The sequence below is a fragment of the Lachnoclostridium sp. genome, assembly GCF_031997925.1.
Lineage (GTDB): Bacteria > Bacillota > Clostridia > Lachnospirales > Lachnospiraceae > Lachnoclostridium.
Genome location: NZ_DAMADT010000002.1, coordinates 256324 through 281660, shown reverse-complemented (window position 1 = coordinate 281660; position 25337 = coordinate 256324). Strand labels below are relative to the sequence as shown.

General features: G+C 29.8%; 23 protein-coding genes and 1 pseudogene. 19 read left to right on the top strand and 5 right to left on the bottom strand.

What is annotated here, in order from left to right:
- Window positions 1-594: DUF5050 domain-containing protein (locus tag RTP52_RS02835; protein ID WP_312369115.1), on the top strand; the 594-nt coding region annotated here is incomplete at its 5' end.
- A gap of 225 nt (window positions 595-819) precedes the next feature.
- On the opposite strand, the pseudogene RTP52_RS02830 reads toward RTP52_RS02835, so the two are convergent.
- Window positions 820-2017 (bottom strand): annotated as a pseudogene (locus RTP52_RS02830) (class I SAM-dependent rRNA methyltransferase).
- A gap of 30 nt (window positions 2018-2047) precedes the next feature.
- Complete coding sequence (locus RTP52_RS02825; RefSeq protein WP_312369113.1) at window positions 2048-2503, bottom strand: GtrA family protein; 456 nt, start codon at window positions 2501-2503, stop codon at window positions 2048-2050.
- 405 nt (window positions 2504-2908) lie between these two features.
- Here RTP52_RS02825 and RTP52_RS02820 point away from each other — a divergent pair, with 405 nt between their 5' ends.
- Window positions 2909-3181, top strand: a complete 273-nt coding sequence (locus tag RTP52_RS02820; protein WP_312369111.1) for a late competence development ComFB family protein — start codon at window positions 2909-2911, stop codon at window positions 3179-3181.
- 87 nt (window positions 3182-3268) lie between these two features.
- On the opposite strand, the gene RTP52_RS02815 is transcribed toward RTP52_RS02820, so the two are convergent.
- The 3 genes from RTP52_RS02815 to RTP52_RS02805 all read right to left on the bottom strand — a co-directional run bounded on the left by RTP52_RS02815 (window position 3269) and on the right by RTP52_RS02805 (window position 5372).
- On the bottom strand, window positions 3269-3853 hold the full coding sequence (locus RTP52_RS02815) for a hypothetical protein (protein ID WP_312369109.1): 585 nt from the start codon (window positions 3851-3853) through the stop codon (window positions 3269-3271).
- A gap of 53 nt (window positions 3854-3906) precedes the next feature.
- Window positions 3907-4242: a hypothetical protein gene (locus tag RTP52_RS02810; protein WP_312369107.1), complete on the bottom strand. Its 336-nt coding sequence runs from the start codon at window positions 4240-4242 to the stop codon at window positions 3907-3909.
- 131 nt (window positions 4243-4373) lie between these two features.
- Window positions 4374-5372, bottom strand: coding sequence for a hypothetical protein (locus tag RTP52_RS02805; protein ID WP_312369105.1), 999 nt, complete (start codon window positions 5370-5372; stop codon window positions 4374-4376).
- 344 nt (window positions 5373-5716) lie between these two features.
- Here RTP52_RS02805 and RTP52_RS02800 point away from each other — a divergent pair, with 344 nt between their 5' ends.
- From RTP52_RS02800 to RTP52_RS02720, 17 genes are all read left to right on the top strand, one after another.
- Window positions 5717-6100: a hypothetical protein gene (locus RTP52_RS02800; RefSeq protein ID WP_312369103.1), complete on the top strand. Its 384-nt coding sequence runs from the start codon at window positions 5717-5719 to the stop codon at window positions 6098-6100.
- A gap of 39 nt (window positions 6101-6139) precedes the next feature.
- Window positions 6140-8743 carry an RNA dependent RNA polymerase gene (locus tag RTP52_RS02795; RefSeq protein ID WP_312369101.1) on the top strand — a complete coding sequence of 868 codons (2604 nt, stop codon included), beginning with the start codon at window positions 6140-6142 and terminating at the stop codon, window positions 8741-8743.
- The gene (locus RTP52_RS02790; RefSeq protein WP_312369099.1) at window positions 8727-9584 is read left to right on the top strand and encodes a hypothetical protein; all 858 of its coding nucleotides are present in this window, start codon (window positions 8727-8729) and stop codon (window positions 9582-9584) included. The genes RTP52_RS02795 and RTP52_RS02790 overlap by 17 nt, the downstream gene beginning before the upstream one ends.
- A gap of 668 nt (window positions 9585-10252) precedes the next feature.
- Window positions 10253-11065: a hypothetical protein gene (locus tag RTP52_RS02785; RefSeq protein WP_312369098.1), complete on the top strand. Its 813-nt coding sequence runs from the start codon at window positions 10253-10255 to the stop codon at window positions 11063-11065.
- A 74-nt stretch (window positions 11066-11139) separates the two neighbouring features.
- Window positions 11140-11880: a hypothetical protein gene (locus tag RTP52_RS02780; protein WP_312369096.1), complete on the top strand. Its 741-nt coding sequence runs from the start codon at window positions 11140-11142 to the stop codon at window positions 11878-11880.
- 424 nt (window positions 11881-12304) lie between these two features.
- Window positions 12305-12619 carry a hypothetical protein gene (locus RTP52_RS02775; protein ID WP_312369094.1) on the top strand — a complete coding sequence of 105 codons (315 nt, stop codon included), beginning with the start codon at window positions 12305-12307 and terminating at the stop codon, window positions 12617-12619.
- A gap of 12 nt (window positions 12620-12631) precedes the next feature.
- Window positions 12632-12997 carry a hypothetical protein gene (locus RTP52_RS02770; protein WP_312369092.1) on the top strand — a complete coding sequence of 122 codons (366 nt, stop codon included), beginning with the start codon at window positions 12632-12634 and terminating at the stop codon, window positions 12995-12997.
- Window positions 12998-13082: 85 nt separating this feature from the next.
- Window positions 13083-13292 carry a hypothetical protein gene (locus RTP52_RS02765; protein ID WP_312369091.1) on the top strand — a complete coding sequence of 70 codons (210 nt, stop codon included), beginning with the start codon at window positions 13083-13085 and terminating at the stop codon, window positions 13290-13292.
- Between the two features lie 224 nt (window positions 13293-13516).
- Complete coding sequence (locus RTP52_RS02760; protein WP_312369089.1) at window positions 13517-14065, top strand: hypothetical protein; 549 nt, start codon at window positions 13517-13519, stop codon at window positions 14063-14065.
- A 127-nt stretch (window positions 14066-14192) separates the two neighbouring features.
- Window positions 14193-14336: a hypothetical protein gene (locus RTP52_RS02755; RefSeq protein WP_312369088.1), complete on the top strand. Its 144-nt coding sequence runs from the start codon at window positions 14193-14195 to the stop codon at window positions 14334-14336.
- Between the two features lie 111 nt (window positions 14337-14447).
- Window positions 14448-14666, top strand: a complete 219-nt coding sequence (locus tag RTP52_RS02750) for a hypothetical protein (protein WP_312369086.1) — start codon at window positions 14448-14450, stop codon at window positions 14664-14666.
- A gap of 484 nt (window positions 14667-15150) precedes the next feature.
- Window positions 15151-19821 (top strand): hypothetical protein, encoded by a 4671-nt coding sequence (locus RTP52_RS02745; RefSeq protein WP_312369084.1) that lies wholly within the window; start codon window positions 15151-15153, stop codon window positions 19819-19821.
- 52 nt (window positions 19822-19873) lie between these two features.
- Window positions 19874-20137 carry a hypothetical protein gene (locus RTP52_RS02740; RefSeq protein ID WP_312369082.1) on the top strand — a complete coding sequence of 88 codons (264 nt, stop codon included), beginning with the start codon at window positions 19874-19876 and terminating at the stop codon, window positions 20135-20137.
- A 17-nt stretch (window positions 20138-20154) separates the two neighbouring features.
- On the top strand, window positions 20155-20952 hold the full coding sequence (locus RTP52_RS02735) for a phage tail domain-containing protein (RefSeq protein ID WP_312369080.1): 798 nt from the start codon (window positions 20155-20157) through the stop codon (window positions 20950-20952).
- Window positions 20952-24233, top strand: coding sequence for a hypothetical protein (locus tag RTP52_RS02730; protein WP_312369078.1), 3282 nt, complete (start codon window positions 20952-20954; stop codon window positions 24231-24233). Before RTP52_RS02735 ends, RTP52_RS02730 begins: the two co-directional genes overlap by 1 nt.
- A gap of 322 nt (window positions 24234-24555) precedes the next feature.
- Window positions 24556-24732: a hypothetical protein gene (locus RTP52_RS02725; RefSeq protein ID WP_312369076.1), complete on the top strand. Its 177-nt coding sequence runs from the start codon at window positions 24556-24558 to the stop codon at window positions 24730-24732.
- A gap of 24 nt (window positions 24733-24756) precedes the next feature.
- Window positions 24757-25302: a BppU family phage baseplate upper protein gene (locus RTP52_RS02720; RefSeq protein ID WP_312369074.1), complete on the top strand. Its 546-nt coding sequence runs from the start codon at window positions 24757-24759 to the stop codon at window positions 25300-25302.
- Window positions 25303-25337: the final 35 nt, after the last annotated feature.

The following is a 25337-nucleotide window of genomic DNA, read 5'->3' as shown; positions in this document are numbered from 1 at the left end:
TCATTGTATGGAAATACGATTTACTATCAACATTATTCGCCGAAAACAGGGATTCAGTTTTATAGTGTAGGAATCGATGCAAAGAATGAGACTAGGTTAGCTGATTCTCCTATCCTTCCTGCCTCCTACCATGAGGGTTCTATGTACTTTGCAGGCGCTGATTTAGATCATAGTATCTATGCTATGGACACAACAGACAATACTGTACAAACCATTTTAAATAGTAATTGCTATATGCCAATTGCAAGGCCAGAAGGAATCTACTACATATCTATAGAAGATAATTATGCTCTCTGCCGTATTGACTATCAGGGAAACAATAAGACCATCCTAATTGATGAATTTTGCTCTACATATAATATCAGCATGGACGGGAATTATATCTTCTACCAAGTAGATGGCGGTGACAATAATCATCTTGGCCAGATAAACCTTGCCACACTGGAGAAGAAGGTTATCAGAGAAGGAGATTATAAGCAAATTTGTTGCACCAGTAACTTTATATTTTTCCGTGATTATAATGAGGTTAATGTATATGCTTATAAGCCTCAAAACGGCGAACTTAGACTCTTTCAACCACCGGTTATTAAGTGATACTTTATTTATAACGTATCATATCACTCGATAAACTGAAGAACAATTGCACGTACTATAAATAAACAAGAAAAAGTACGCTATGTTAACTTTCAATTTCATGAACAGAAAAAGCTATACTATCATAGAAAAAGCTGTACCTTCAACAACTTAATGTTGGAAGTACAGCTTTTCTCTTTATTTATCGTGTCGATTCAAACATGTCTTTAGCAAAGATACTATCTATTATTTTTCATCACATACTTGGAAAATATAGAATTTCAAATAGTAAGATTCCTCTGCTGCCCAAAGAATAGGATGATCCGGTGACTGAGTACGATATTCTACCTGACGTAAACGCTTATGAACGTTTCTAGCAGCCTGTCCAATTGTTTCCGTAAATAACTCCGGTGTCATAAAGTGTGAGCAAGAACACGTTGCTAGATATCCGCCATCTTTAATTAACTTCATAGCTCTTAGATTTATTTCACGATATCCCTTAATGGCATTCTTTACTGAATTTCTTGACTTTGTAAATGCAGGTGGATCAAGAATAATAACATCAAATTTCTCACCTGACTCCTCTAAACGAGGTAGTAACTCAAAGACATCCTCACATTCGAACGATCTTTTCTAATCCATTTAACTCAGCATTCTTCCCGGCTTGAGATACACCTAATTCGGATGCATCAATACCAATTACTTCTTTTGCTCCACCAATTCCAGCATTTAAGGCAAATGAACCAGTATGAGTAAAACAATCTAATACTTTCGCATCCTTGCATAGACGTTGGATTGCTAATCGATTATATTTTTGATCCAGGAAAAATCCAGTCTTCTGACCATCCTCAACATCTACGTAATACTTTACACCATTTTCTGTTATCAAAACATTCGTATCAAAAGGCTCTCCAAGAAAACCTTTGACACGCTCCATGCCTTCTTGGGTTCTTACTTTCGCATCGCTTCGTTCATATACACCACGAATGATAACTCCATCTTCTAGCAAGATTTCTTTTAATAATCGTACTATCACATCCTTCATACGATCAATACCAAGTGCTAATGATTGAACCACCAAAACGTCAGAGAATTTATCAATAACTAAACCAGGTAAAAAATCAGCCTCCCCAAATATAACACGACAACTGCTGGTATCCACTGTCTTCTTACGATATTCCCATGCTGCGAGTAATCGATTTTTAAGAAATTCTTCTGTAATCTCTTGATCTTTTACTCTACTCATCATACGAATTCTAATCTTTGACACTTCATTAATAAAACCAGTTCCCATGCAATAACCATCAAAATCTTGAACAGTTACTAAATCTCCATTTTTAAATTCACCACTAACCTGACTGATTTCATTATCAAATATCCATAGGCCACCTGATTTTAAAAATCTTCCTTCCCCTTTTTTTAACGTTACGATAGCTTTTTCCATTGTTGAACCCTTTCCACGGGACTTGGTATATTACTTCTCATCCATGTCCCTATTAAAAATATATAACTTACTAAAAATATAATTTACGATAATAACAATAACTGCTAATCCAAGCTTCACAGCCATATTATTAAAATGTAACCAGGTAACAAAACAAAGAATACCCACTTCCTCAATGCCAAGTGTTACTAACCTTGCCCCAAAGAAGTTAAATATTTTTTCAATTTCATTACCTACTCCACTGTGAAATACCCAAAAGTTATTTACTAAATAAGCAAAACTAACTGCTAAAATCCAAGCAATAACATTGGCTACCAGATCATTAACATGCATTTTATTTGCGATTAAATCAAAGGAAATTAAATTAACCAATGTCGTTAACACCCCTGCAATCGCATAGGTTATCGTTTCACGATTTACAAATTTCTTCCACAGCTTAATTATTAAGCTAGTCTCTTGGAGCTCATTTTCATTTTTTATGCTCATTGCTTCTATCCTTTCGTCATTCCTAACAATAGATAGGATTCCCATAGTTTTACCTATATATGATGAACTTTTGTTTTCTGCTGGTTTCAGGTGTGAAATTGCTTGTGTATATGGCATTTTTATACCTGAAGCAGTATAATAGTTCAACTTATATAATACTAGTACCAATTAGATTTTACCACGATTTCCATTATATCAAACTCTAAATTAAAAAACAACGCACACTCTTTACAAATAATTAGCTAAGTGGTAAATTATTGATATAGCATGTTAATGCAAGGGGGCCCATTACGTGCAGCAATAAAGTACTGGAAATAAAAGAACTGTGAGAACAAGATTGACCAGTAAGCTGCTTCACTTGTTATGAAAATAGCAGTTTAATAATGTATATGGGGGTAATATTGTATGGATAAGATATTACATAATTTAATGGAGGATCTCGTGATTAAACAAATAGATCATATTGTAGATTCCTTCAACTGTTGTAAATGTGAGCAATGCCGCTTAGATATTGCTTCATATGCACTAAATCGTCTACCAGCAAAATATGTGGTGACAACACAGGGAGAGTTAATAACAAGACTTGATTCCTTGGATCTTCAATTTGAAACTAATGTAACTACAGCGATAACACAGGGGATTATTTTAGTTGGGAATAATCCGAGACATGAAGAGTAAGAGTATTATCAGTATTAGAACATAATGTTATAGTATATTTAAAAACTGAGTTATCTCTTTCGTTTTAGATGAGGTACCTCAGTTTTTTTATTCAAAATACCATTGATCAATTGCATTCATATCAATATATTTTCTTATATATGCTATTTCTCCCTGAAATTCAGTACAAACATTTGAGATATTACCTGATTTATATATTTCTAATCCATTTGCCTCAATAAAAGCTTTATCATCAATGATAAACTCAATTACACTATTATCAAATTTATGTTGCTGATTTTTTTTATCTGTATCTTTATTTGCTTTTATATCCCCAACAATGCAATGTAATATAGAACCATTTCTCATATGAATATCAAGTATATCACCAATTTTATGAGAGTAAAATGATCCTACTGCAATACAAAATCTATCATCAATACAACGGAATCCAAAAATATTAGTATAGGCTTCTTGCTGTAATTGGTATTGCTTTGACTTCTTATTCGTTAACTTCTTCCAATCCATTCTTGATTTAAATGAACTATTTTGCGGAACATCTAAATCAATATAATTTAGAATTTCTTCAGCATATTCATATGAAAACAATGACAAATCTTCGAATAGTCTAGCATTCATAGCTACTGAAATTATTAATTTGATAATTATAAGTAAAGTAAATATAAAATCCATGAAACACCTCATTTCCTTTTATGAAACACATTTTTATTATCTAAAAATATCTATTATTTCAGCATGTATTCTTTATATGTTGATACTAATTTTATCTGCCTGTAAAAAGTTTTATATGTAAAGATAAGATCAAAATTACTATGCATAGTTATAAGCAATATGGATAATAAATCTGGTGAAGTGGGAATTAATAAATTCGAACGCTTATAATCAACAGACTCATACAACAATATTCCTTCCTCTGAATTAGATACACCATATTTTTTTAAATACTGATTGTTCTTACTCCCGTCCCCATTCGGTGTAGAATATATATTAAACATAATATCTTTATTTATATTATGGTTTAAAATACTAAGAGCTTGTTCTACATTAATCTCTTTTAACATGCCGCCCTCCAATCGAACATATGTTTGTTTTTATGATACAATGTTTTCAGAGGTTTGTCAATATAGATTAGAACAAAAATAGAACGTTTAATGTTTTATATATCGTTGTTATTATAAAAATAAATACTACCTTACTGATAGTATTTACTTTTAACAACATATGGAATACATGAATTTATAGTTGTATATACAACATCAAATCCATACTCAGACATTATTTTCTTCAATTTACGAACTATACCAGTATTTAGCTTATCATCACCAATAAAAATATTACAGAACTCTTCATCGTTATAAGTTAAGAATTCTCTTCTAATAGCATTAATAAATCCAGACCTATTTAAGTCTATATAATTTAAATTAATCGTTTTTAAATATCTACCAATTCTCAATGATGTGGCTCTTATATAGTTGTCTTCATTATCAATATCTAAATCTGAAGCCTTTTTCACTACAAGTTTTATTAGATAATTTTCATAGCTCGTAAATTCTAAATTCTCAACATTATTCGAATTTTTTTTCTTTGAATAAAATTCTTTCTCTTTCATATATGACTTAATCGACATCATAAGTTTGCTAGAACACTTTATCACTCTATCTTCCAATTTAATTGTCATATGAACAAAATCTATATTATTTATTTTTATACCAGCTAGCTCTTTCGGATTTTTAATTCCTTCATAAAAAAGCCTCATAATCATTTCCAATAAACTTTTATTTAGCTCTATTTTATCTACAATCATATCTATTGAATCATCATATAAAACAGCGATATCCATCTTCTCAATTACTTGAAATAATAAGTATTTATAAGACAATGTATCCAAATCATAAAATGGATTTCCATGGATTATATTTTTCTCATTTTTACACCATTCAAAAAATTGATTTATGTAACTCAAATTTTCTCGTAAGTACTGAGGATTCTTTGTACCCCTACTACCTTCATCACCATCAAAACCGCACATTTCAAGTATTAGTTTTGCATACTGATAAGGAATTAAGTTGAACAAATCTTTTGTATAAACAATCGGTCTTAATAGAAAAGATGCCTGATTTTCAGTATATCCTTTATAGGAACAAAATTCTTCTATTAACTTTTTGTATTCGTCACTATTATAATTGATCATTTAGCACCTCCATTATGAATCACACCTTATATTAGTCTATCATATTAATAAACCACTGTCTATTAGATATTTTATACATCACTGTTATGCAGAATTATCCAACCCTATCAAATTACAAAGATGCCGAGTACTGTATATAACAATAATCCAATTATAACTTTAATATTATAAATTAATTTCTAAATTTCAATGATGTATAAAACTCTTGACATCCCAAACAGAGTGTGTTAGCATTCTTTTCATAACAATGATGTATAAAACGTCTATATTAATTGAGGTGAATACTCTAACTAATTAAGATTACTAAAATCTATCAGAAGATTATAAGGAGGATAACGAAAAACATGAAAAATGATTTATCAAACTTAGATTTCATAACCTTAGGGAGACCATCCGAATCAATGACGGATAGTGAATGGCAAGTAAAATATAAAATTTTAAAATCATATATAAATCCATTTCAAAAAAAGAATGGGAAATTAATCAGCTATTCAAAAGAAATACCAATATGGGAGGACGAAACGAATGGATCGTGTTATGGCCTTACTAATTGGCAAAGCTATTGTAGTTTTATAAACGATATTTTGAGCCAAATACGAAGAGGACGTATTGAATATTGTTATTATGCTTATCAAATAGCTGATATTCTCCCATTTGAATATGATACTTTAAAAACACACTACAACTCGAATGGTAGATATTGGGATATCTGGATTGATAAGAATTAAATTATTACTATCAACAAATATAAATGGGAGGTTTGAACATTGGAGAGTCAACAATATACATTAATAAAATTACCTATCAAAGAAATTATTTTACAAAACTATAATGTTTTTTTAACTAGAGATGAGGAATTAAATAAAGATTACTTAATAACTCAGCCCTCTTCCCTTCTATTTGATCAAGTGGAGAGATTGCGTGGCTCTTATACTAGCCATATAAACGAAATTATTCTCATTGTTGCGAAGAAAAACCCAAAACAAGAAAAGGAACTTCGACATATTTTAAATAATGGTTTTACTTATAATAATATACATTATTCTAGATTTGGAAAATCTGCTTCTCAAGGAAGAGATGGCATTACTGCATTCTTATGTGACGAATTATTCAAAGAATTATATATGATAACACAAATGAATATCGAAATTTCAGAGTGTGTAATCTCTAAATATGAAGCTCAGAGGTGTCTTCCATTTAGTTCATGTACACTTGTTCCTAACTATTTACCTTACATCGTTATTGTCGGTGAATATCAAAAAACTCTATATGATCAGTTAATTAAATATGTAGTTGAACATGAACGAGAATATACGGATAAAGATACTGGGATGCGAAAAAAATATAACTCACGCGAGATTGAAGAAGGTTATAAGAATATCACAATATCACCTTTCGATGGCTGTGGCTGCCATGAAGCCGATTTTATGAATATAACTAGTCATGCACTTAATCTTGATTACCAAGCAATTGGCAATCAAATAAGATTACCGTTTATAAAAGGTTACTCTGTTTATGTTCCTTTTAAGCAAATTCTAAAAGAATGGGGCTATACGAAGATAACTGATGTATATGGCCATACCCATAATATTGATGATATTGATTGCATTTGGAACTTATCTATGTTTAAAGGTCATAAATATTTTAAAGAAACCTATGGAAAAAATGCTTGGATTAAGTATATGGAGACTCTTCATAAATACCATTACAAATTAGGAATTAGCAAGTATAGTCATCACACTAAAAATATAAATAAAAAAACGCGCATGAACTTTCAATACTTACAGTGCCTTGATTTATGGAATTCCAAATATATTGAACATTATCAACAAAGAGCTGATAAATACGATATTTTATTAGAAGAGAATGAGGGCAAAATAATTAAATTAGCAAGATATACTACGGATTTATATGAGAAAATAATAAAAGGAGATACCTTTTATACGCTTAAATTTATGGGAATAACAGATACGAATGACTATGAGTCTGACAATAAATATATGAAAGCTATATTAATAAATAAGGATATGCTAAAGGATCCCGCCATAAAAAAATATATTTATAGAAAATTAAAAAAAGCAATCGATGAAACTAAGGTGGGAAAAATCTATGTGGATGGTTTTTATCATACCGTAGTCGGTGACATGATTGGATATTTACAGTATGCTATCGGGATAGAACCAGTTGGATGTTTAAACTCTGGTGAGTTTTATTGCAATACACTAAATGAGGGGGAATGTATTTCCTTTCGCTCCCCTTTGGTCTGTCCATCAGAAGTTAATAAAATTAATATTATTAATAATGAAATAACTTCAAAATGGTTCTCCTATTTTAAAGACCAGGATATTGTAATGTTAAATATGTATGACTTATCTGCCCCACAGCAAGGTGGAATGGATTACGATGGTGATATTGTTTTATTATGCAACGATCCAATTATAGTTAATTCTATTATAAGTAAACCAATCATTATCGACATTGACGATAAGGCAACAGCAATTTCTAAACCATATTCCTTAGAAAATATCACCGATTATGAAGTTATGACCCGCGACAATAGAATAGGTGAAATTACTAACGTTGCTACTAGTATATCAAATAAATATACGGATAACCCTGAAATAAGAAAACAATATTCGGATTATATAAGCCTATTAAGAATTTATCAAGGAAAAGAAATAGACTTTCTAAAGACTGGTTACCGCTGGCAGATGAGTAAAGCCCTTAGAAATCATTCCACCCAATTACCTTGGTTCTTATTATATAACTATCCTAAAAAGTTAGAAACCTATGAGAAGTTAAAAGATAAAAATAAAAATATCAAAAATCCCGAAGATAAGATCAAATTAAATTCTTACCATTCGCCATCACCAATGAACGAGTTATGTGAGTATGTCTGTGACTGGGAAAAGAAACGTTTATTATCGGATAACTCCATCGAGAATACGAAGCCACTAATTATCAACCATAACCTAAACCTAACAGATAAAAAAATAGTTCGTATTGTTAGACATTATATTAATAATTACGCCATGGATTTAAAGAACCACCTTAATATGAACCAAGAAAAGAAACTTAACGATTATAATCATGACGCATTAATTAATCAATATAAGAAAACACTGTTGGATGAATTATCACTAAACGAAGAACTAATTGCAAATTATGTAATTAGTGTTTCTTATAATAATCCTTCTATAAGTAAAAGCCTTGCATGGTCTGCCTTTGGTGACTATATAATTAAAAATTTATATGCAAACACACATGAAGAATATGAATTATCTATCGTAGAAATTCCTTCAGAGCTTGATAATTCTTATGAATATCTTGGTAAATATTATAATTTTAAGGAGTGTGAGGAAAATATATAACATAAGTAATAAATTTTTTTATGAAATTATCGAAGATTATAAAGAAGGTAACCTTATTATAAGGAATGAAATATTACAATCTTTCACGGCTTCCATATGGAGTAGTTCAAATAAAAGAAGAATTTATAAGAAAACTATCAATTTTAAAGTACGAGGTGATTTAATCCATTCTGAACTTGGACAAGTATTTGATATGTGGTCTGAGGTAGAATATACAGGTTATAAATCCATGACAGATAAAACTGATTATATCAGCTTAATTCGTCAAAAGATTAATAATCTTTATACAAGATTCTTTGATTCCGAAGTTATCTTACATAGTGAATACATGAATTTACTTAATACGCCTAAAAGGTTATATTATCGTTGGATATCGGGAGAAAAGTTTTCTAAAAATTATGTTACTGTTACTATTGATGATGCTATCAATAAATCAATAGAAGTTAAAGAAAAATATAGGAAACAAAAAATGAGCCTTTCATGGACTGACTATAAAGCACTTATCAAAGATCTACTAATGAAAATATTTCAAAATTGTATACTTCTTGATGATTATTCTAATGTATTTACTCAAGATATGAATATTGATAACTGGAATGAAGATAACTTCTATATTAAGTATGTTTGCAAATATTTAGAGAACGAACTTAAACAATATCAAAAAAAATACTATGGTGTAAAACAACATAAAATATATGGACGTTGTAAAGAGTGCGGTGATATGTTTGAAAAAACGGGAAGAAATCATATTTATTGCAATGGATGTAAAAGAATAAAGCAATTAGAATGGCAAAAAAAATCAATGAGAGAATACAGAAAAAGCTTATGTGAAGTTCTTTAAAAACAGCTCAACTATAGCTATTAACAGCATTTAAGCCACTTTTTTTGAGAACATATATACAGTAGTGAGAAATAAAGCAACTCACGATGCAATTTGTTAGTTTCAAAACATTTCTCATTTTTCATATCTTCTTTTTCATATCAAGCCTGTACAAATTGATGTACAGGCTTTTTCAAATCTAATAAAAATACTTAAAGAAAGCGAGTGTATCACTATTTTACTAATTAGAAAGCATGAAGCGGATTATTTAAGAAAATATGGCATTTATGTTCCGATGTGTAACAAGACCTATTCTGGCAAAGGAAAAAATTATTATTGTGTTGAGAATAAAAATAATTTATTGCTATTAAAAAAATATCGTGAATTAATTGCTACAGGTTCATAGAAGGGTGCAGCTCTTCTACTACTAATTAAAATGTAGGTGAAGCAAATGTATGAGGAAATAATAAACAATATCCCTATAACAACTGATGAGATTAATTTATTGATACAACTTCTAGAATATAAATTAGAAAATTGTATTTCAATTGGAGAAGAAATTGTTGTGTCTGAATTACTAACCAAACTAAACGTTGAGGTGTAGACACTTACTAATTTAAGATGATGTAATTTTGAACATCGTGTAACGTTATTATAAAAAATATAAATCTATTACAAGAAGGGGTTATATGAAATTAGATTATGGAACTTTACTTAGTTTTGATCCACTACCATTACAATGTGGATGTAGTATTATATCACCTACTTTAAAAGAAATATCAAAAATAGGATTCCAAACTTATAATAGTTATTTATCATTAATGATTCTTAATCTAGATAATTATTTTCAAGCTATCACTAATGAATCAGAGTATTTTAGTAGATATGAGAAAGAGGAAAAAGATATTATACTAAAAATAAAAAATGATTATAACTCATTATCAGATACTGAAAAAGAAGAAATTACACTCTTGGATATATTATCTTTTGATAAACAAATGATGAAAAATATAGTTGAAGCACTAGCTTTCTTTCTTTGCTGCAAATTAGATTACTCCTTTGACAATAGAGTATTTATTATTAAAAATAACAACCAAGATGATGAAGCATTTCCACATTATCTTTATCAATCAATTGCAGAATTAATACTACAACGTAATGGGATTACTCAAAAAACGAAAGATGAGAAACCAAAATTTAAAAATAAGCTAGCTGAAAAATTATATTATCGTTCCATGCAAGCAGAAAATAATTTTGACAGAGTTAAAAATGTAGATAACAATATGGAACTTGCAAATATCATTTCTGCTGTAGCCGCTTATCACCCTTCCATTAACATGATAAATATATGGGATATGACAGTATATCAGTTATATGACCAGTTTCAACGTCTCCAAAACAATAATGTTTATAAAATCCAATCAATTTCTGTTGCTACTTGGGGTGATGAGAAAAACAAATTTGATGCTACGCAATGGTTTAAGAATCTAAATAATCAATAATAATAAGGCTTCTTGAGACTTTTCTCTCATGAGTCTTTTTATTTTATAAAAAATAAAAATTAGGAGGAATAGATATGACAAATATTAACAAGGCAAATCGTACATGTTGCGATGTAGACATTAGGGTTTTAAAAACAATGGCTCCATACTTATTTTTTGAGGATGCAAAGGTAACAACTTTTGGTTTCACAGCAGATGAAACATATGCAATGTCGAAAGGTGCTAAGAAAATTGCCTTTACCAATCCAATGGATGCTACGATTACAATTGAAGCACAGATTAAACCATTTAAGTTATATGCGCTTATGTCTGATGGTACTGTAGATACTAGTGCTATTATCGCAGATAAACAAACAATTACTGCTACTACTGACGGTTCTTTAACTTTACCAACTGGTGTTAAGGCTGGAACAGTTTTTGTTTATGCAGATGGAGATTTTGGTGGTACTCCAATTAAAGGTTCTGTAGAAAGTACTACTTTTAAAGCAGCTGAGGCAGCAGATATCGTTAAAGGAGCTTCTTATGAAGTTGGTTATTTAGTAACTAAGACTTCCGGCGTACAAAAGATTTCATTTAACAATATGAAAAATCCACTTGATTATTATTGCACAATGAAGACAGTAGAAAAAGATGAGTCTGGAGTTATTACCCCTTATATCATCACAGGTTATAAATGTAAACCTAAGAAATCTATGGATTTAAGTTTTTCATCTGAAGGCGATGCTGCAACTGTTAAGATTGAATTCTCCTGTCTAGAAGATAGAGATGGAAATGTTGCTGATATTGTTGAATATACAGAACCAGAGGAAATCTAACAACATCTTTTTAATCAATATTTACTAAGTTTATTATTGTTAAATAAATTAGTTAGACATTAATTATATTGTAGTTTTCTAAGAACATAAAGGAATATTACTATACAATATAATTTGTACAGTGGTATTCCTTTTTTTACATAAAAAGAAGGTGACACTATTTCAAATTTAAAATTAAAAACGATAAACGATTTGTTTGATTGTTATGGGGAAGATAATCTTATTCCCATCGATGTTATAAAACAAATAATATTTTATACTTCCAAAGGCGTGCAGCCAGTATATACATGTGAATCAGAGTTCCAGGAGAAAAAAGGTAAATTAGTCTGCTGGTTTTTAAAATCAGAAACACAATGGGTCTATAGAAAATGGAGTGAAAATAAACCAAAGGTTGGATGATTTTCTTTATGAAAGGAGGTTGGCCATGAAAGAAGTTTTAAATTTACTGCCTGTACTTTTGGTTGCTATGTTAGCAAATATTGCTACAGGACTTTATTACAACATTGGTGTTAGAGATTACACCTTTGATAAGAAGAAGTTAATGAATGGAATTGCAAAAGCAGTTATCATCACTATTACTTTTATTAGCCTAGCATTTTGTAGCGAAGCTGTGAATCTAGTGAATGTTGGAGTTCAACCTTCTTTTGCTATCTATTCTGCAATAACCATATATGCAAGCAAAGCATTTATTTCCTTAACTAAAATATTAGGAATAAAGAGTAATTTTGAAACAAAATAATGGGGAACATTTATGGATGATAAATACTTAGATTTAGCGGTCAAATTAGAAAGTGTTGATTCAAGATGTAAATCAAATACGCGTAGAATTGAAAACCTTGAAATAAATATGAAAGAAACAAATAATATGCAGATAACACTTATAAAACTTGCTAATGGTGTTGAAACAATGGGTAATCAACTGATGAGTGTTAAAGAAGACATACAAGATGTTAAAACGGGGCAACGTGAATTAAGTGACAAAGTGACAGTTTTAGAAAATAAGCCCGCTCAAGAGACCAAAAAGAAATGGGATAATATTACTGATAAACTGCTTTGGCTTTTTATTGCAGGGGTGGCAGGTTTTCTATTTGCGCAAATGTTTCCTACTATATTCTAGCTAATATATCTTTAAAGGTATTTTATATAGATTATATTATACTAAAAACTATTATATTGTTATATATTGAAAGGAAAATTTAGATATGATTAAAAAATTAAAATTGCATTTTAAAATGAAGATGTTAACAAAACAAATGAAATATGAACTACTCTCTCATTTATACTTATTTATTTCTAAAAAAGAAGAGTATTTTAATGTTATTCATGAACTAGCAACTTTACCACCAGATGTTTTAAAAGACAAATTATTATCTCTTTTAGAAAATGATAATAACAAAGATTATGTAGAATAAATCATTTATATCTTTGATATTAGCAAATAATGATATAGCAAATTAATATATACCTTATAAAACTCTCTTTATGCTTATAAAACTTACTTTTACTTAACAATAATATTATTATGATTACTTTTTCTGAATTTAACTTGCATTTTTACAATCTTACTATTGATTTTTGTCGTATTATGGTTTATGATACCATCATAGGTAATTATTACTAGTTGGAGGTGTTAAAAATGCAAGATGAATTCGATTACATCATTTTAGAAAACGCATCTTATAAAAACAAAAATTTTTATATGTTAACTTCTGCTACAAATATAAAATTCACATACAGGCCATTATATGAAAGTTTTATTTTAGAGGCTTTATGTGGTTTTTTTTCCTTTTCCAGAAGAAGAAGAGCGAACGAACAAATTGGTTATAATCAAGTACTGCTTTTTCACTATATCTCAACTAATGAAATAAAAGAATTACCTTTTTACAAGTTTTGTGAAAAAGATTTTACTGAAGGAAAAGTATCTATTGATAAGCAAAAGATCTTTAGTGTTGAAAAGTATTTCGAAAAAAGAATAAATTGCAAATCTGAACTTTTAATTGATTTAATTAGGGAATATGAATATCAGCTTTGCAACCAATTTAATGAAACAAATCATAATATCCTAAAATCAGAGAGAATCTGTGGTTATAATGAGGAACTAGCATTTGAATACTTATGTAAACAACTAGACTTAAATAAATATCCTAAAGGTATTTTTGATCATTTTGTTATTGATAATTATTAATAGAAAAAATCTCTATTTAAAATCACGGCAATGATTTCAAATAGAGACCTTATTGTGTTACTATCATACTCATCGTTAGCATAGCACAATTAATAAGTAAAATCAATATACGAAAGGAGTTTGTGCTATGTCACGTATAATTGTTATCGATATTTCTGGTTGCTATGCATCTATAATCGATGAAGAGTATTGCGTTAACGAAGATGATATAAAAGATATACGTAGCAAATATCCATCAGAAAAATACTGCATAATAAAAGTTGCATATTAAAAAAGATCCTAATTATCAAGAGAGTTTCTATTATTAGAAACTCTCTTTTACTATATAATGGCCTCTGCTCTCCCACTGAGGGCCTTCACATTTCAAATGAAAGGAGAGTTTATGGGAAATAATGACTTAATTATTAAAGTGCAAGCAGTTCTTGATGAAAAAGAATCGATACAAAATATTGAGAAATCATTAAGTAGCACTATGGAAAAAATACAACCTAAATTAAAAGATTTATCAGTTTTTTTTAAAAATGCTATATTATATGAAATAAGTAATAGCTCATTAAAAGATGTCGGTAGGGCAAATTATACAGTCGTACCTCAACTATGAATATGCCGACAGTAATGTAATTCTTGTACAAAGTATAAGTTTAGGCATTACATGATAGTAAAATATAATACTATCTTAAACGAGAGATATGGCGTACTGAAACTACGCACACATTAACAATTTTGTGACTGGGAAATGCGTAAACACTCTACTACTCTCCTATTATGGCGACATAATAGGCTTTAGTGACAACGTAGAACTTCGCATGGTCAGCAGGTGACAGTTCTTATTGAGAACTAACCCCACAGACTGATAGGCTCGCACCTTTACCTTTAGGTGAATAGACAGTCGGAACTGAACTGAATGTGACAGGAAATTGTTAGTAGATTTCTTATCATCTACTTTCACATTGTTTGGAGCTCATATTATCAGAGTTAAGATAAGAAGATAATAACAAAATTTAAAACAGACTTCTCGCATCTGTTTTATTAATTTACTTATAAACATACCAAATACAAATACATCCAAACATTAATACTACAGTTTGATATTCAAATTATTAGATGATAACAAAAAAAGAAATGCTAATAATATTCAATTAATTAATAAACCTTATAAAGATATAAAAAGAGATTATAAGAGCGGGCATGGTCCATTATCATCTTTATTTATTAATCAAATAAGTAAAAATGATATTGAATATATTGAACAGTATACTCAATTATTATCAAAAGGAGTACCAACCGGACAAGCATGGAGTAAAACCATAGCAAAATGTTCTGTAGCTGCAAAACAACATGTATTGTCAAGTAAAAACCAAATCAGTTCCCTTACCAAATTAACTACATCTATGAAGGGTACTACCTTAGCTTCAAAAGCTGGAAGTGTAGCCTTGAAAGCAATGGCAGGAATAGGTGGTATGCTTGCATCATTTGCTATTGACGCAGCTATTTCTAAAATATCAGAAGCTATTTATAAAATGGTACATGCAGAAGAAATAGCAATGGAAAAATCAAAAGAATTAACAGCTACTTATATTTCTCAGAAAGATTCTTTAGATGATTATATTACTAGATATAAAAATTTAATAGATGAACTTGATAATGAATCTTTATCTACTACTCAATTAAAATCAGTCAAAGAAGAATTATTGGTTTTACAGAAGGATATAACCAAATCATATGGTGATGAAGCTCGTGGCATAGATCTTTTGAATGGTAAGTATGAAAATCAACTATTATTATTACGTGATTTAGACAGGGAAAACGCCAAAGACTATGTTGCTCTAAATGAAGAACATGTAGAAAGTGACAAAAAATATCTTAATAAAAAAATTAGTGGCACTCTATCATACGCTATTGATCTATCACCCCAAGTAGAATCACTTCTAAAAACTAAAGATTATTTATCGGTAGACGATGTATATGACACTTCATATTTCAAAATCAATTATAAGACGTCTAGACTAAATTCATATGAACAGTTAAAAAATTTATATCATGAACTCGATAATAATTTTGGTGATGATAAAACTGCTAAAGAACTAAAATCTTTTATTAGCAAAGAATTGAACACCTTCAATAAGGAAAAAATTGAGACAAGTATATCAAATGTTAAAACATATACAGAAGCTTATATTAAAGCTAATGATGCCTCAGCTGAACTATATTACGGAGCTTTAGAAGCTGTAGAAAAGTATAATCAAGCAGTATACAGTGGTAAAGGAGTTAAAGAATCTTATAATAAATTTAATGAAATAAAAAACAAAGTGTCAGAGCATATAGAACTTTTCCCTGATTCAATAGAAGTATTTGACAATATTTTTAATCAAGCTATAAATATAAAGCCTGATATCTCTAACATAGATAATTTAAAAGAAGATATAAGAAATACTTATGATCAATTGGCTACATTAGATTCTATAATTAATGGTGTCCAAAATAATCAAAGCTTATCAACTTCTGAGGTTAGAAATCTTATTGATCTATACCCACAACTAGCAGACTCAATAATTGAGACATCTGATGGCTATTCAATAGAAATATCTAAATTAGAGGAATTAAGAGAGCAGATTCATAAAACTAAAGAAGCGCAAGTTGATGCTCAAATAGATGAAACATTATTAACTATCGAAACTACAAAAGATAGAATTACAGCTTATAAATCTGAAATTGAATCTCTAAAAGATTTGCAAACTAAAACATCTAATGGTATATTAAGTAAGCTTTTAGGTAGCTTAATACAAAAATCTATTGATGATAATACACTTTTGCTAGATGAAGCAACAGAAGATCTTGAAGCTCTTGAAAAAAAATATGCTGGCTTATCTGTAATTAAAAAATTATTAGGACTTACAGATAAAGAGGATAACCCTAATAAACCTGGAGATCCAGATAGTTATAATGAAGACAAACTGAAAGAACCCAAACAGATTGATTGGACAGCCAACTCTATTCAAAACCTAAGAACTGAACTGGATAAACTTAATTCTGAATTAGATAATACCACATCTTGGTCTAAACAATTAAAAATTCAAAAACAAATTATTGACAGTACAAAAGAATTATCAAATGCTTATGCGGAGTCTTTAGGTGATTACAAATCATACTATGATAAAGTATCAAAAGGGTTACCAGGGAATTATAAAAAAGCCATAGAAAGTGGTAAACACTATTCTGTCGAAGATTTTAAAGGTAAAGATAGAGAAATACAATTTGAAAAAGTAGAAAAAGCTCAAAATGCTTGGAGAGACTATAAGCAAGCGGAATTAGATTATAACAATTCTATTTATAAACAACAAGAAGAGCAAGATAAACTACTTCAATTACAGATAAACAAATATGATGCTATTATTGATAAGAATAATTCCAAATTAAATAATAGTACACACTCATATAAAGAACAGAATAAAATTCAACGAAACCTTCTCGACGCTCAGAAAAAATCATATGAATTACAAATAAAGTTAGCCAAAACTGATGAAGAAAGAGTTAAATTACAATCAGACCTAAAGAATCTCATTAGTGAAAATGCTAAACAGCAATTTGATAATATCGAAAAATATTATTCAAATAAATTATCATTAAACAATTCAAAGCAACAACTTTTGCAATCACAAATAGATTCTGCTAGTGAAAAAGGCTATCAAGTAGGTAAAAGTTTTTATGAAAAGCAAAAGACCTTATACAAAGATTATAAGGACAAACTCTTAAGCGAAAAAGAAGCATTACAAGGAACACTTGATGACAAAGTAAAAACAGGCCAAATAAAAAAATATAGCCAAGAATGGTATGACATGGTTAATACTATTTATGGTGTTAACCATGCAATACAAGAAACTAGCACATCAATTGATAAATGTAATAATTCCTTGCGTCAATTATCATGGGATAGATTTGATAATCTATTGACTAAATTTCAATCTATAACCTCTGAATCTGATTTTCTAATTAACTTATTAAGTAACGAGAAATTGGTAAACGATGAGGGTGGCCTTAATGATAAAGGTCTTGCAACTATTGGGCAACATGGAATAAATTATAATACTTATATGGCTGAATCAGATGAGATAGCCAAAGAGTTAAAAACATTAGATAAAAACTCCTCAGATATAAATGTACAACAAAGAATACAAGACTTAACCAAATCAAGGTATGATGCTATCCAAGCAGCACAAACAGAAAAACAATCAATTCTTTCTTTGGTTAAAGAGGGGGTACAAGCTGAGATTGATGCTTTTTCTGAATTAATTTCTAAGAAGAAAGAAGCCTTGGACTCAGAGAAGAATTTATACGAATATCAAAAAACAATTGCTAATAGTAAAAAGTCCATAACACTAATTCAAAAGCAAATAAATTCATTATCTGGTGATGATTCTGATGAGGCTAAGAAAAAGTTACGAGAATTAAGGGCAAGTTTATCTGATGCACAAACTCAATTAGACGATACAGTATATAATAAAAACATAGAGAATCAAAAGGAATATCTAGACAATCAATTAAACTCATATAAAGATTCCATGGAAACCTATTTGAGTGATAATGAAACTATGTTTAATGATGCCATAAAGCAAATCAATAGTAAAAGCGATACAATCGCTGAAACAATTAATACTACTGCTAAAAATGTTGGCTATACGATATCCTCTGAAATAACAAATGCTTGGACAAAATCAGGTGAAACCATTAGTAATTATAATAAAACTTTTACAACAAATTCAGTTACCATCATAGAAACTATCAATAATATAAAAAATGCATGGCAAAAAGCTAATGAGGAGTATGATAAATATGCAAAAAATACTGTTAAATCATTAGATAAGTCAAATAGTTCCACTGTATCAGCAGAAAATCAAACTTATAAAGATATTCTTGGTTCTGATAAGGTTTCTACCTCTTCTAATGGTCAAACTGCTTTAAATCAGTATGTCACAAGCTTAGGTTATGCAAAACTTAGTTATCAAGATATGTATGAGCTCGGAAGTGTTTTAGGTGTCTCTGGAATAAAAACAATCAATGATGTTGATGGCAGTAAAAAAACAAATAGCACAAATCGAACAGCTCTTTTAAATGCATTAAAACATAAACTAATTGAAGATTTTTTAGGTAAAAAATCCTATTCGTATGATAAAAAATCAGATGATTTTATTAAGACAACAAAACTTAATCAATACTTAATGGAAAGTGGTTACAAAAAATTAACTCCAAGTCAGCAAGTACAACTGGCAAAATTATTAGGAATTCCTGACATAGATTTAGGTAATTATCTTCGAGATGTTAATTCAAAAAAAATAGTAGAAGGCTTAAAGAATTCCTCGTTTGTTACTGGTGGGATTGTATCAGAAATAAACCAAGTTGTTAAAAGTAATGGAGATGATGCTTTAGCAACAGTACAAAAGAAGGAATTAATATTAGATACTGCTTCAACCAATTATTTTAAAGAGTTTGTAAAAGTTACACCAGAATATTTAGATACTATGAATTCTGTTCTGTCGAATTCTTTTTATTTAAATCCAGTAAAACCAAGTGCCAGACTGATTGAAAGCATTATTCCTAAATCAATAGGTGATTTAAATTTGACAATTAACGCACCGAATGTAACGGATACGGATTCTCTAATTAAAGAATTAAAATCACCACGTATCCAATCAATAATACAACATACCGCATGGGATACTGCTCTTGGCAAAGGACAATTAAATGTTACTAAATATTAAAACCAAAGGCTATCTAGATCTTTCTAGATAGCCTTTTATTACAGGAGGCTATATGGATATTAATTTAAAATTAGAAATCTTGGAAAAAGAAAATGAAAAGCTTCAGGAAGAAAATAATTTATTAATAGAAGAGCTTAAGACAATTTCAGCAAATGGACCCTCTGCAACTGTTGAATTATTAAATCAATATAAGGAATCTTACTACGAACTTCTTTCAAAAATGAAAAGTTATGAAAATGATTATCTTGCATTGTTAAATGAACTTGCTGAAATAAAGGATGATTACAAAAATCAAATAGAGAGCTTAACTAGGTAAAAAATAGGAGAAAATTTATGGCAATTTATGCAGATAAAATTATCTATGACAACAAATCAAGTTCTGATTTTGGACTTTTGGTATGTACCTTCGAATCTAATCATGTTGAAAATATAACAAGTTCTGTTATCGAATTGTCTACTTACAAATCGCCATTATCAAATAAATGGTATAAGTCTGGTTACAATTATACTGAGCCACTTCAATTTACAATTGAATTTGTAAAGACTAACTCAAATGCTTTTACAAAAGAAGAAGTTAGTAATATTAATAGGTGGTTGGTACGTACCGATGGATATCATTGGTTACAATTCTACTGCAAGGAGATGGGGGATTTATTTTTCAATTGCACTGCAATAAAATCTGAAGAAATTAATATTGGTAATTCCATCTATGGTCTTAAATATTTATTTTTAACTGACTCCCCATATGCATATACAAACTTAATTACTTATGACCTGGAATTTTCAAAAATACAGCAAAGTTTCACTATTACTGATTATTCAGATGAAATTGGACATATTTATCCACAGTTAGTAATTGATATAATGAAAGATGGTAATCTTGAATTACATAATAGTATCGAAAATCGCACTATGATAATAAATAATTGTAAAAATGGTGAGCAAATTACTGTTGACGGGGAAAATAAAATTATTAAAAGTTCAATAGTAACACACAAGATCTATGATGACTTTAATTGGAAGTATTTCAGAATTGCTAATCGATTTATTTTAAGAGAAAATATAGTATCCTCTTCCTTAGACTGCAAAGTTCATATGCAATGGAGACCTATTAGGAAGGTAGGTGTTTAATGAATAACAATACTCTTCAGTTCGATATTAATAATAATATCGAAAGACCTGATGTTTATTTAAGAAATAGAAATTTAGTAACGATCGGATGTTTAAATTCTATCGAAGAATTAAAGGTAACCAAAAATCTTAATGCTTTTCATGAACTCTCATTCTCAATCCCTAAATTAGTCAATGATTTAGAAAATCCTTTTTGGGATAAGATTAATGATTTAAGTATTGTCTTTATTCCTCAATTCGGTAATTTTGAAATAACTGTTTCAAACAACACGACAGGAATAATCGAAAAAAAGAACATATCTGGTAAATCACTTGAAGTTGAATTAGACCATGTAAAATTATATGATTTACAGATTAATAGTTCTGATATAGAAGATGACGACTACTCTTCTATCAAACTTTATAATCCTTTTGATGTTAATCATAGTTTGCTTCATATCATCTTAAAGAAGGTTCCATCTTGGAAAATGCTTCATGTAGATGATAGCCTGAAAGACAAGCAAAGGACATTTGATATCAATGATGTTAGTATCTATAGTTTTCTAACTAGTACATTAGCAGCCGAACTAAATTGTATTTTCATTTTCGATTCATTTAATAGGTCTATATCATGCTATAGTTTAGATAACTATGGTTTTGACACTAATATTTTTATTGACTGCGAAAATTATGCCAGCGAAATTACTGTCAATGCTCCAGCAGAACAGATATTTAACTGGTTTAAGGTGTATGGTGGTGATGATATTATAAGTATTCGTGAAGTTAATCCCAATGGTACCGATTATGTTACTGTTTTAGGTGAGAATACTTTATCCGACATGACACCTGAGTTAGTCAATAAATTATCGGACTATGATAAAGTATATAAATCAAGACAAGATGAATTTATTGAAATAATGAAAAACATTCAAGCACAAGAAGATATCATCTGGGATCTAAAATATAAATATCCAGAAAATACTCCTTCTGATAACGACTACAGTTCTTATGGCCTTAATTATCTAGTGTCACTTCAAGATTCATTTCAGAGCGTAGAAGACTCTTACCTCACAATGGGTTATGGTAGTAAACAAAGTCAGCATTATCCCCTTTATGATAAAAACCATGATAAATTATTAGATATTAAAAGAGAGATTGAAATCAGAAATTCTGAAATTGAAGCCCAAAGTATTGTTAGAGATCAATATTTTATATACCGTAACGCTATTCAAGAGCAATTAGATCTAGAAAAATATTTGGGTACTACTCTCTTTTTAGAGTTAAGCAATTATAAACGTGAATCAACCTATAAAAATGAATATTTTACTGTCACAGACTATACTACTGACTCAGAACGCATCGAGATGGAAATAGAATTAATGAATCGTGCTATTGAAGACTTAAGGAAAGCATGTAATCCTCAACCTACTTTAACAAGTACGATTAGTAATCTTCTAGCAAAAACAGAATTTCAAGATATGGCTCTTAAAGACTTCCAACTCGGTAACTTCATTCATGTTGGCATTAATGATGACTATATCGCTAAAATTCGTCTGATAAAAATTGAGTATGATTTTAATAACATATCTGATATCAATGTGGAATTTAGCGATATGTTTACTAGCTTGATGAATGATGCACAGAAGATCTTACAGCAAGCACAAAGCGCGTCTGAAAGTTACAAAATAGTATCACAACAAATGAGTAATGCTTCTGACGAGCTGGGATTTGTTGCAAAGCTTAGAAAAGATGGTTTGGATACTGCTCTTACACAAATTACAGCTAGCACAGATCAAAGTACAACCATAGATGAACACGGAATTTTACTAAGACAGTGGAATAAAGACAAGTTAGATTGGGAAGATCAACAACTTAAATTAATTAATAATTTATTATGCTTCACAAATGATAGCTGGCGTTCTGTTCAATCAGCACTTGGTTATGTAAATGTGAATAACCAGATGGTATATGGCTTAATAACCGATGCATTTGTAGGTAAATGGATTTTTACAGAAAATGCTTTTATCGGAAACGAAGAAAATACTATGACCTTTGATAAATCCGGGTTCCGGGCATACAGTTCTGATTTTAAAACACTATTCTCGATAAATCCAAATAAAAAAGATGGGTTATTGGAAATATGGAATAATTTCAATACTCCTGCTGCTACCCGTACAGTATGGATTGATGCTTCTGGTAATGCATGGTTTCAAGGAAATATAACGGCCAGTTCTATCACATCTTCGAAATTCATATGTTCGAATAATAAAAATACTGTGATAATTGATCCTTCGGATCCTAGTAGTATATTTACCATATTAAAAGGCTCTGATAAACAAATTTACTTCGATGTTGAAGGAAATGCAGTATTTAAAGGTAGAATGACCATAGGATCTATATTTTCTGAAAATTGGATTACATCTGGTGGTTCAGAAACTGGTAAACCTGAAGGAAAAGAAGGAACCTATATCAATCTTAATGATGGGACCTTCCACTTTGGTGGTACACATCTTGAATTAACCGAAAAGTACCTACAATGTAATGGAGTTGGTGATTACACTTGGATGGGGAAAAATTTTGGAAAAGCAAATATATATACCAAGGTTACAGATGGTAGAATTTCGTTGAAGCACCTTGGAAACGAAGGGTATGATTTAAATATTACACCAACAGGGATAGCTACTACTATCACTGCACACCCTGACAGTACAAGTATTATTGATATGTATTCGCAAGTCTATGGTAAAGGTCGCTTTGGGCTAACACTACAAACAAACGGTAGTCCGATTGGATTAAAGAGTAGACACGGATCTATATTAATTAATCCACATGCTGAAACGTTTGGAAATGATCCAGCCTTGTTTTGGTTTTCGCGTGAAGGTGCAAACGGAATAATCAATTTAGGATATTACTCAGAAGATAATTATTCCACTTTTAGTGGGTTTAAATTTAGTGGTAATGGAGAGAAGAGTTTAGTAACGGTTCTAGGAGCTGGTAGTATCACGGGAGATCTAAAATGTAGAAATATCGAGATCGATTCTGGTACTTTGTCAGGGAAAGATATAGCAACACAAGATTGGACAAAAGATGAATTGGACAGGCTCGAGACCGAATACCTAAGAGAGATTAATTACTGGAAAGATCGATGTCAAACTGCAGAAAGTGATCTAAGAAATATGACTAGGGATAGAGATAATTTGCAATCAACAAATAAGAGTTTGAATTCAACGATTACTAGTTTGGAATCACAACTTGCTGCATGGCAACAACACCAATGTCCTACTTACCCTACTAAAGGGTAATCCCTGTAATTTCCGTCACAAAGGAGTAAAGTTGATGTATTAAAAAGAGTTTCAGAAAAAGAATGTAAAGTACTTTATTCGATGCGATTTATACTAATTCCTACAAATGATTAAAACTCAAAACGAGAACATTCTAAAATTATAATTATTTCTAGTATTCGGTCGGTAATATAACAAAATATATGTTTTAGGCTACTGCAAAGTGAAAGAACCATTTCTGATATTATAGATTCTCCTAAAACTATAATATAGATTACGGTCATCTTAATAAACAGTAGCCTTATTAGTTAAATAAATGAGAAATCAATATAAAGGAGAATTTATGGATAACGAATTATTAAATGCAATCGGTTATAAAAAAGACACAATTGAAACTATTGGGCAACTGCTAGATCTCTTACCGGTTAGATCATATACCGAAACTCAAGCGAAGTCTAAAATTTACGAATTACTTATGAATCCTGACTATAATTTTGAGTCAAAAGAAGATAATCAATAACTAACAATGGAAAGGTAGGTTGTAATGACTAACGATATAATAAAACTCGATGTACATAAGTCATATGGATATCAAATAATAACAGCGAAACAATATGATGCTAATAGTCGTTCAGTCACTATTGAGCTTTTTGATAATGATAATATACGAAATATTGATTCGAATGAAACTATCAAAATAAGATGTACAAAACCCGATGATACTTGGATTATAAATAACGCTAACAGCACGAAAGGTAATAAAGCTACCTTTATATTAACAAAAGAAATGCTTAGTGCTGCTGGAACAATTGCTGCAGATATTGGAATATATAAAAACGTTGGTACTAATAATCCTGAAGATGATGAATTAATTTCAACTTTTCTCTTTTTTATCCATGTTGAAGAATCTGGATATGATGAAAATAAAGTTATGTCATCTAATGAAACATTGTCACTCCTCGAGTTAATTGCAGAACAAAGAATATTAAATAAGAAAACAGTAGAATTAAATACTCGCTCTCAAGAATTAATCATACAAATGGAGCAGTTACTATCACTTAGAAAAATGATGGATAAAAAATATGATTAAATACATGCAATTAATTCATAAAGAACAAAGTTTTA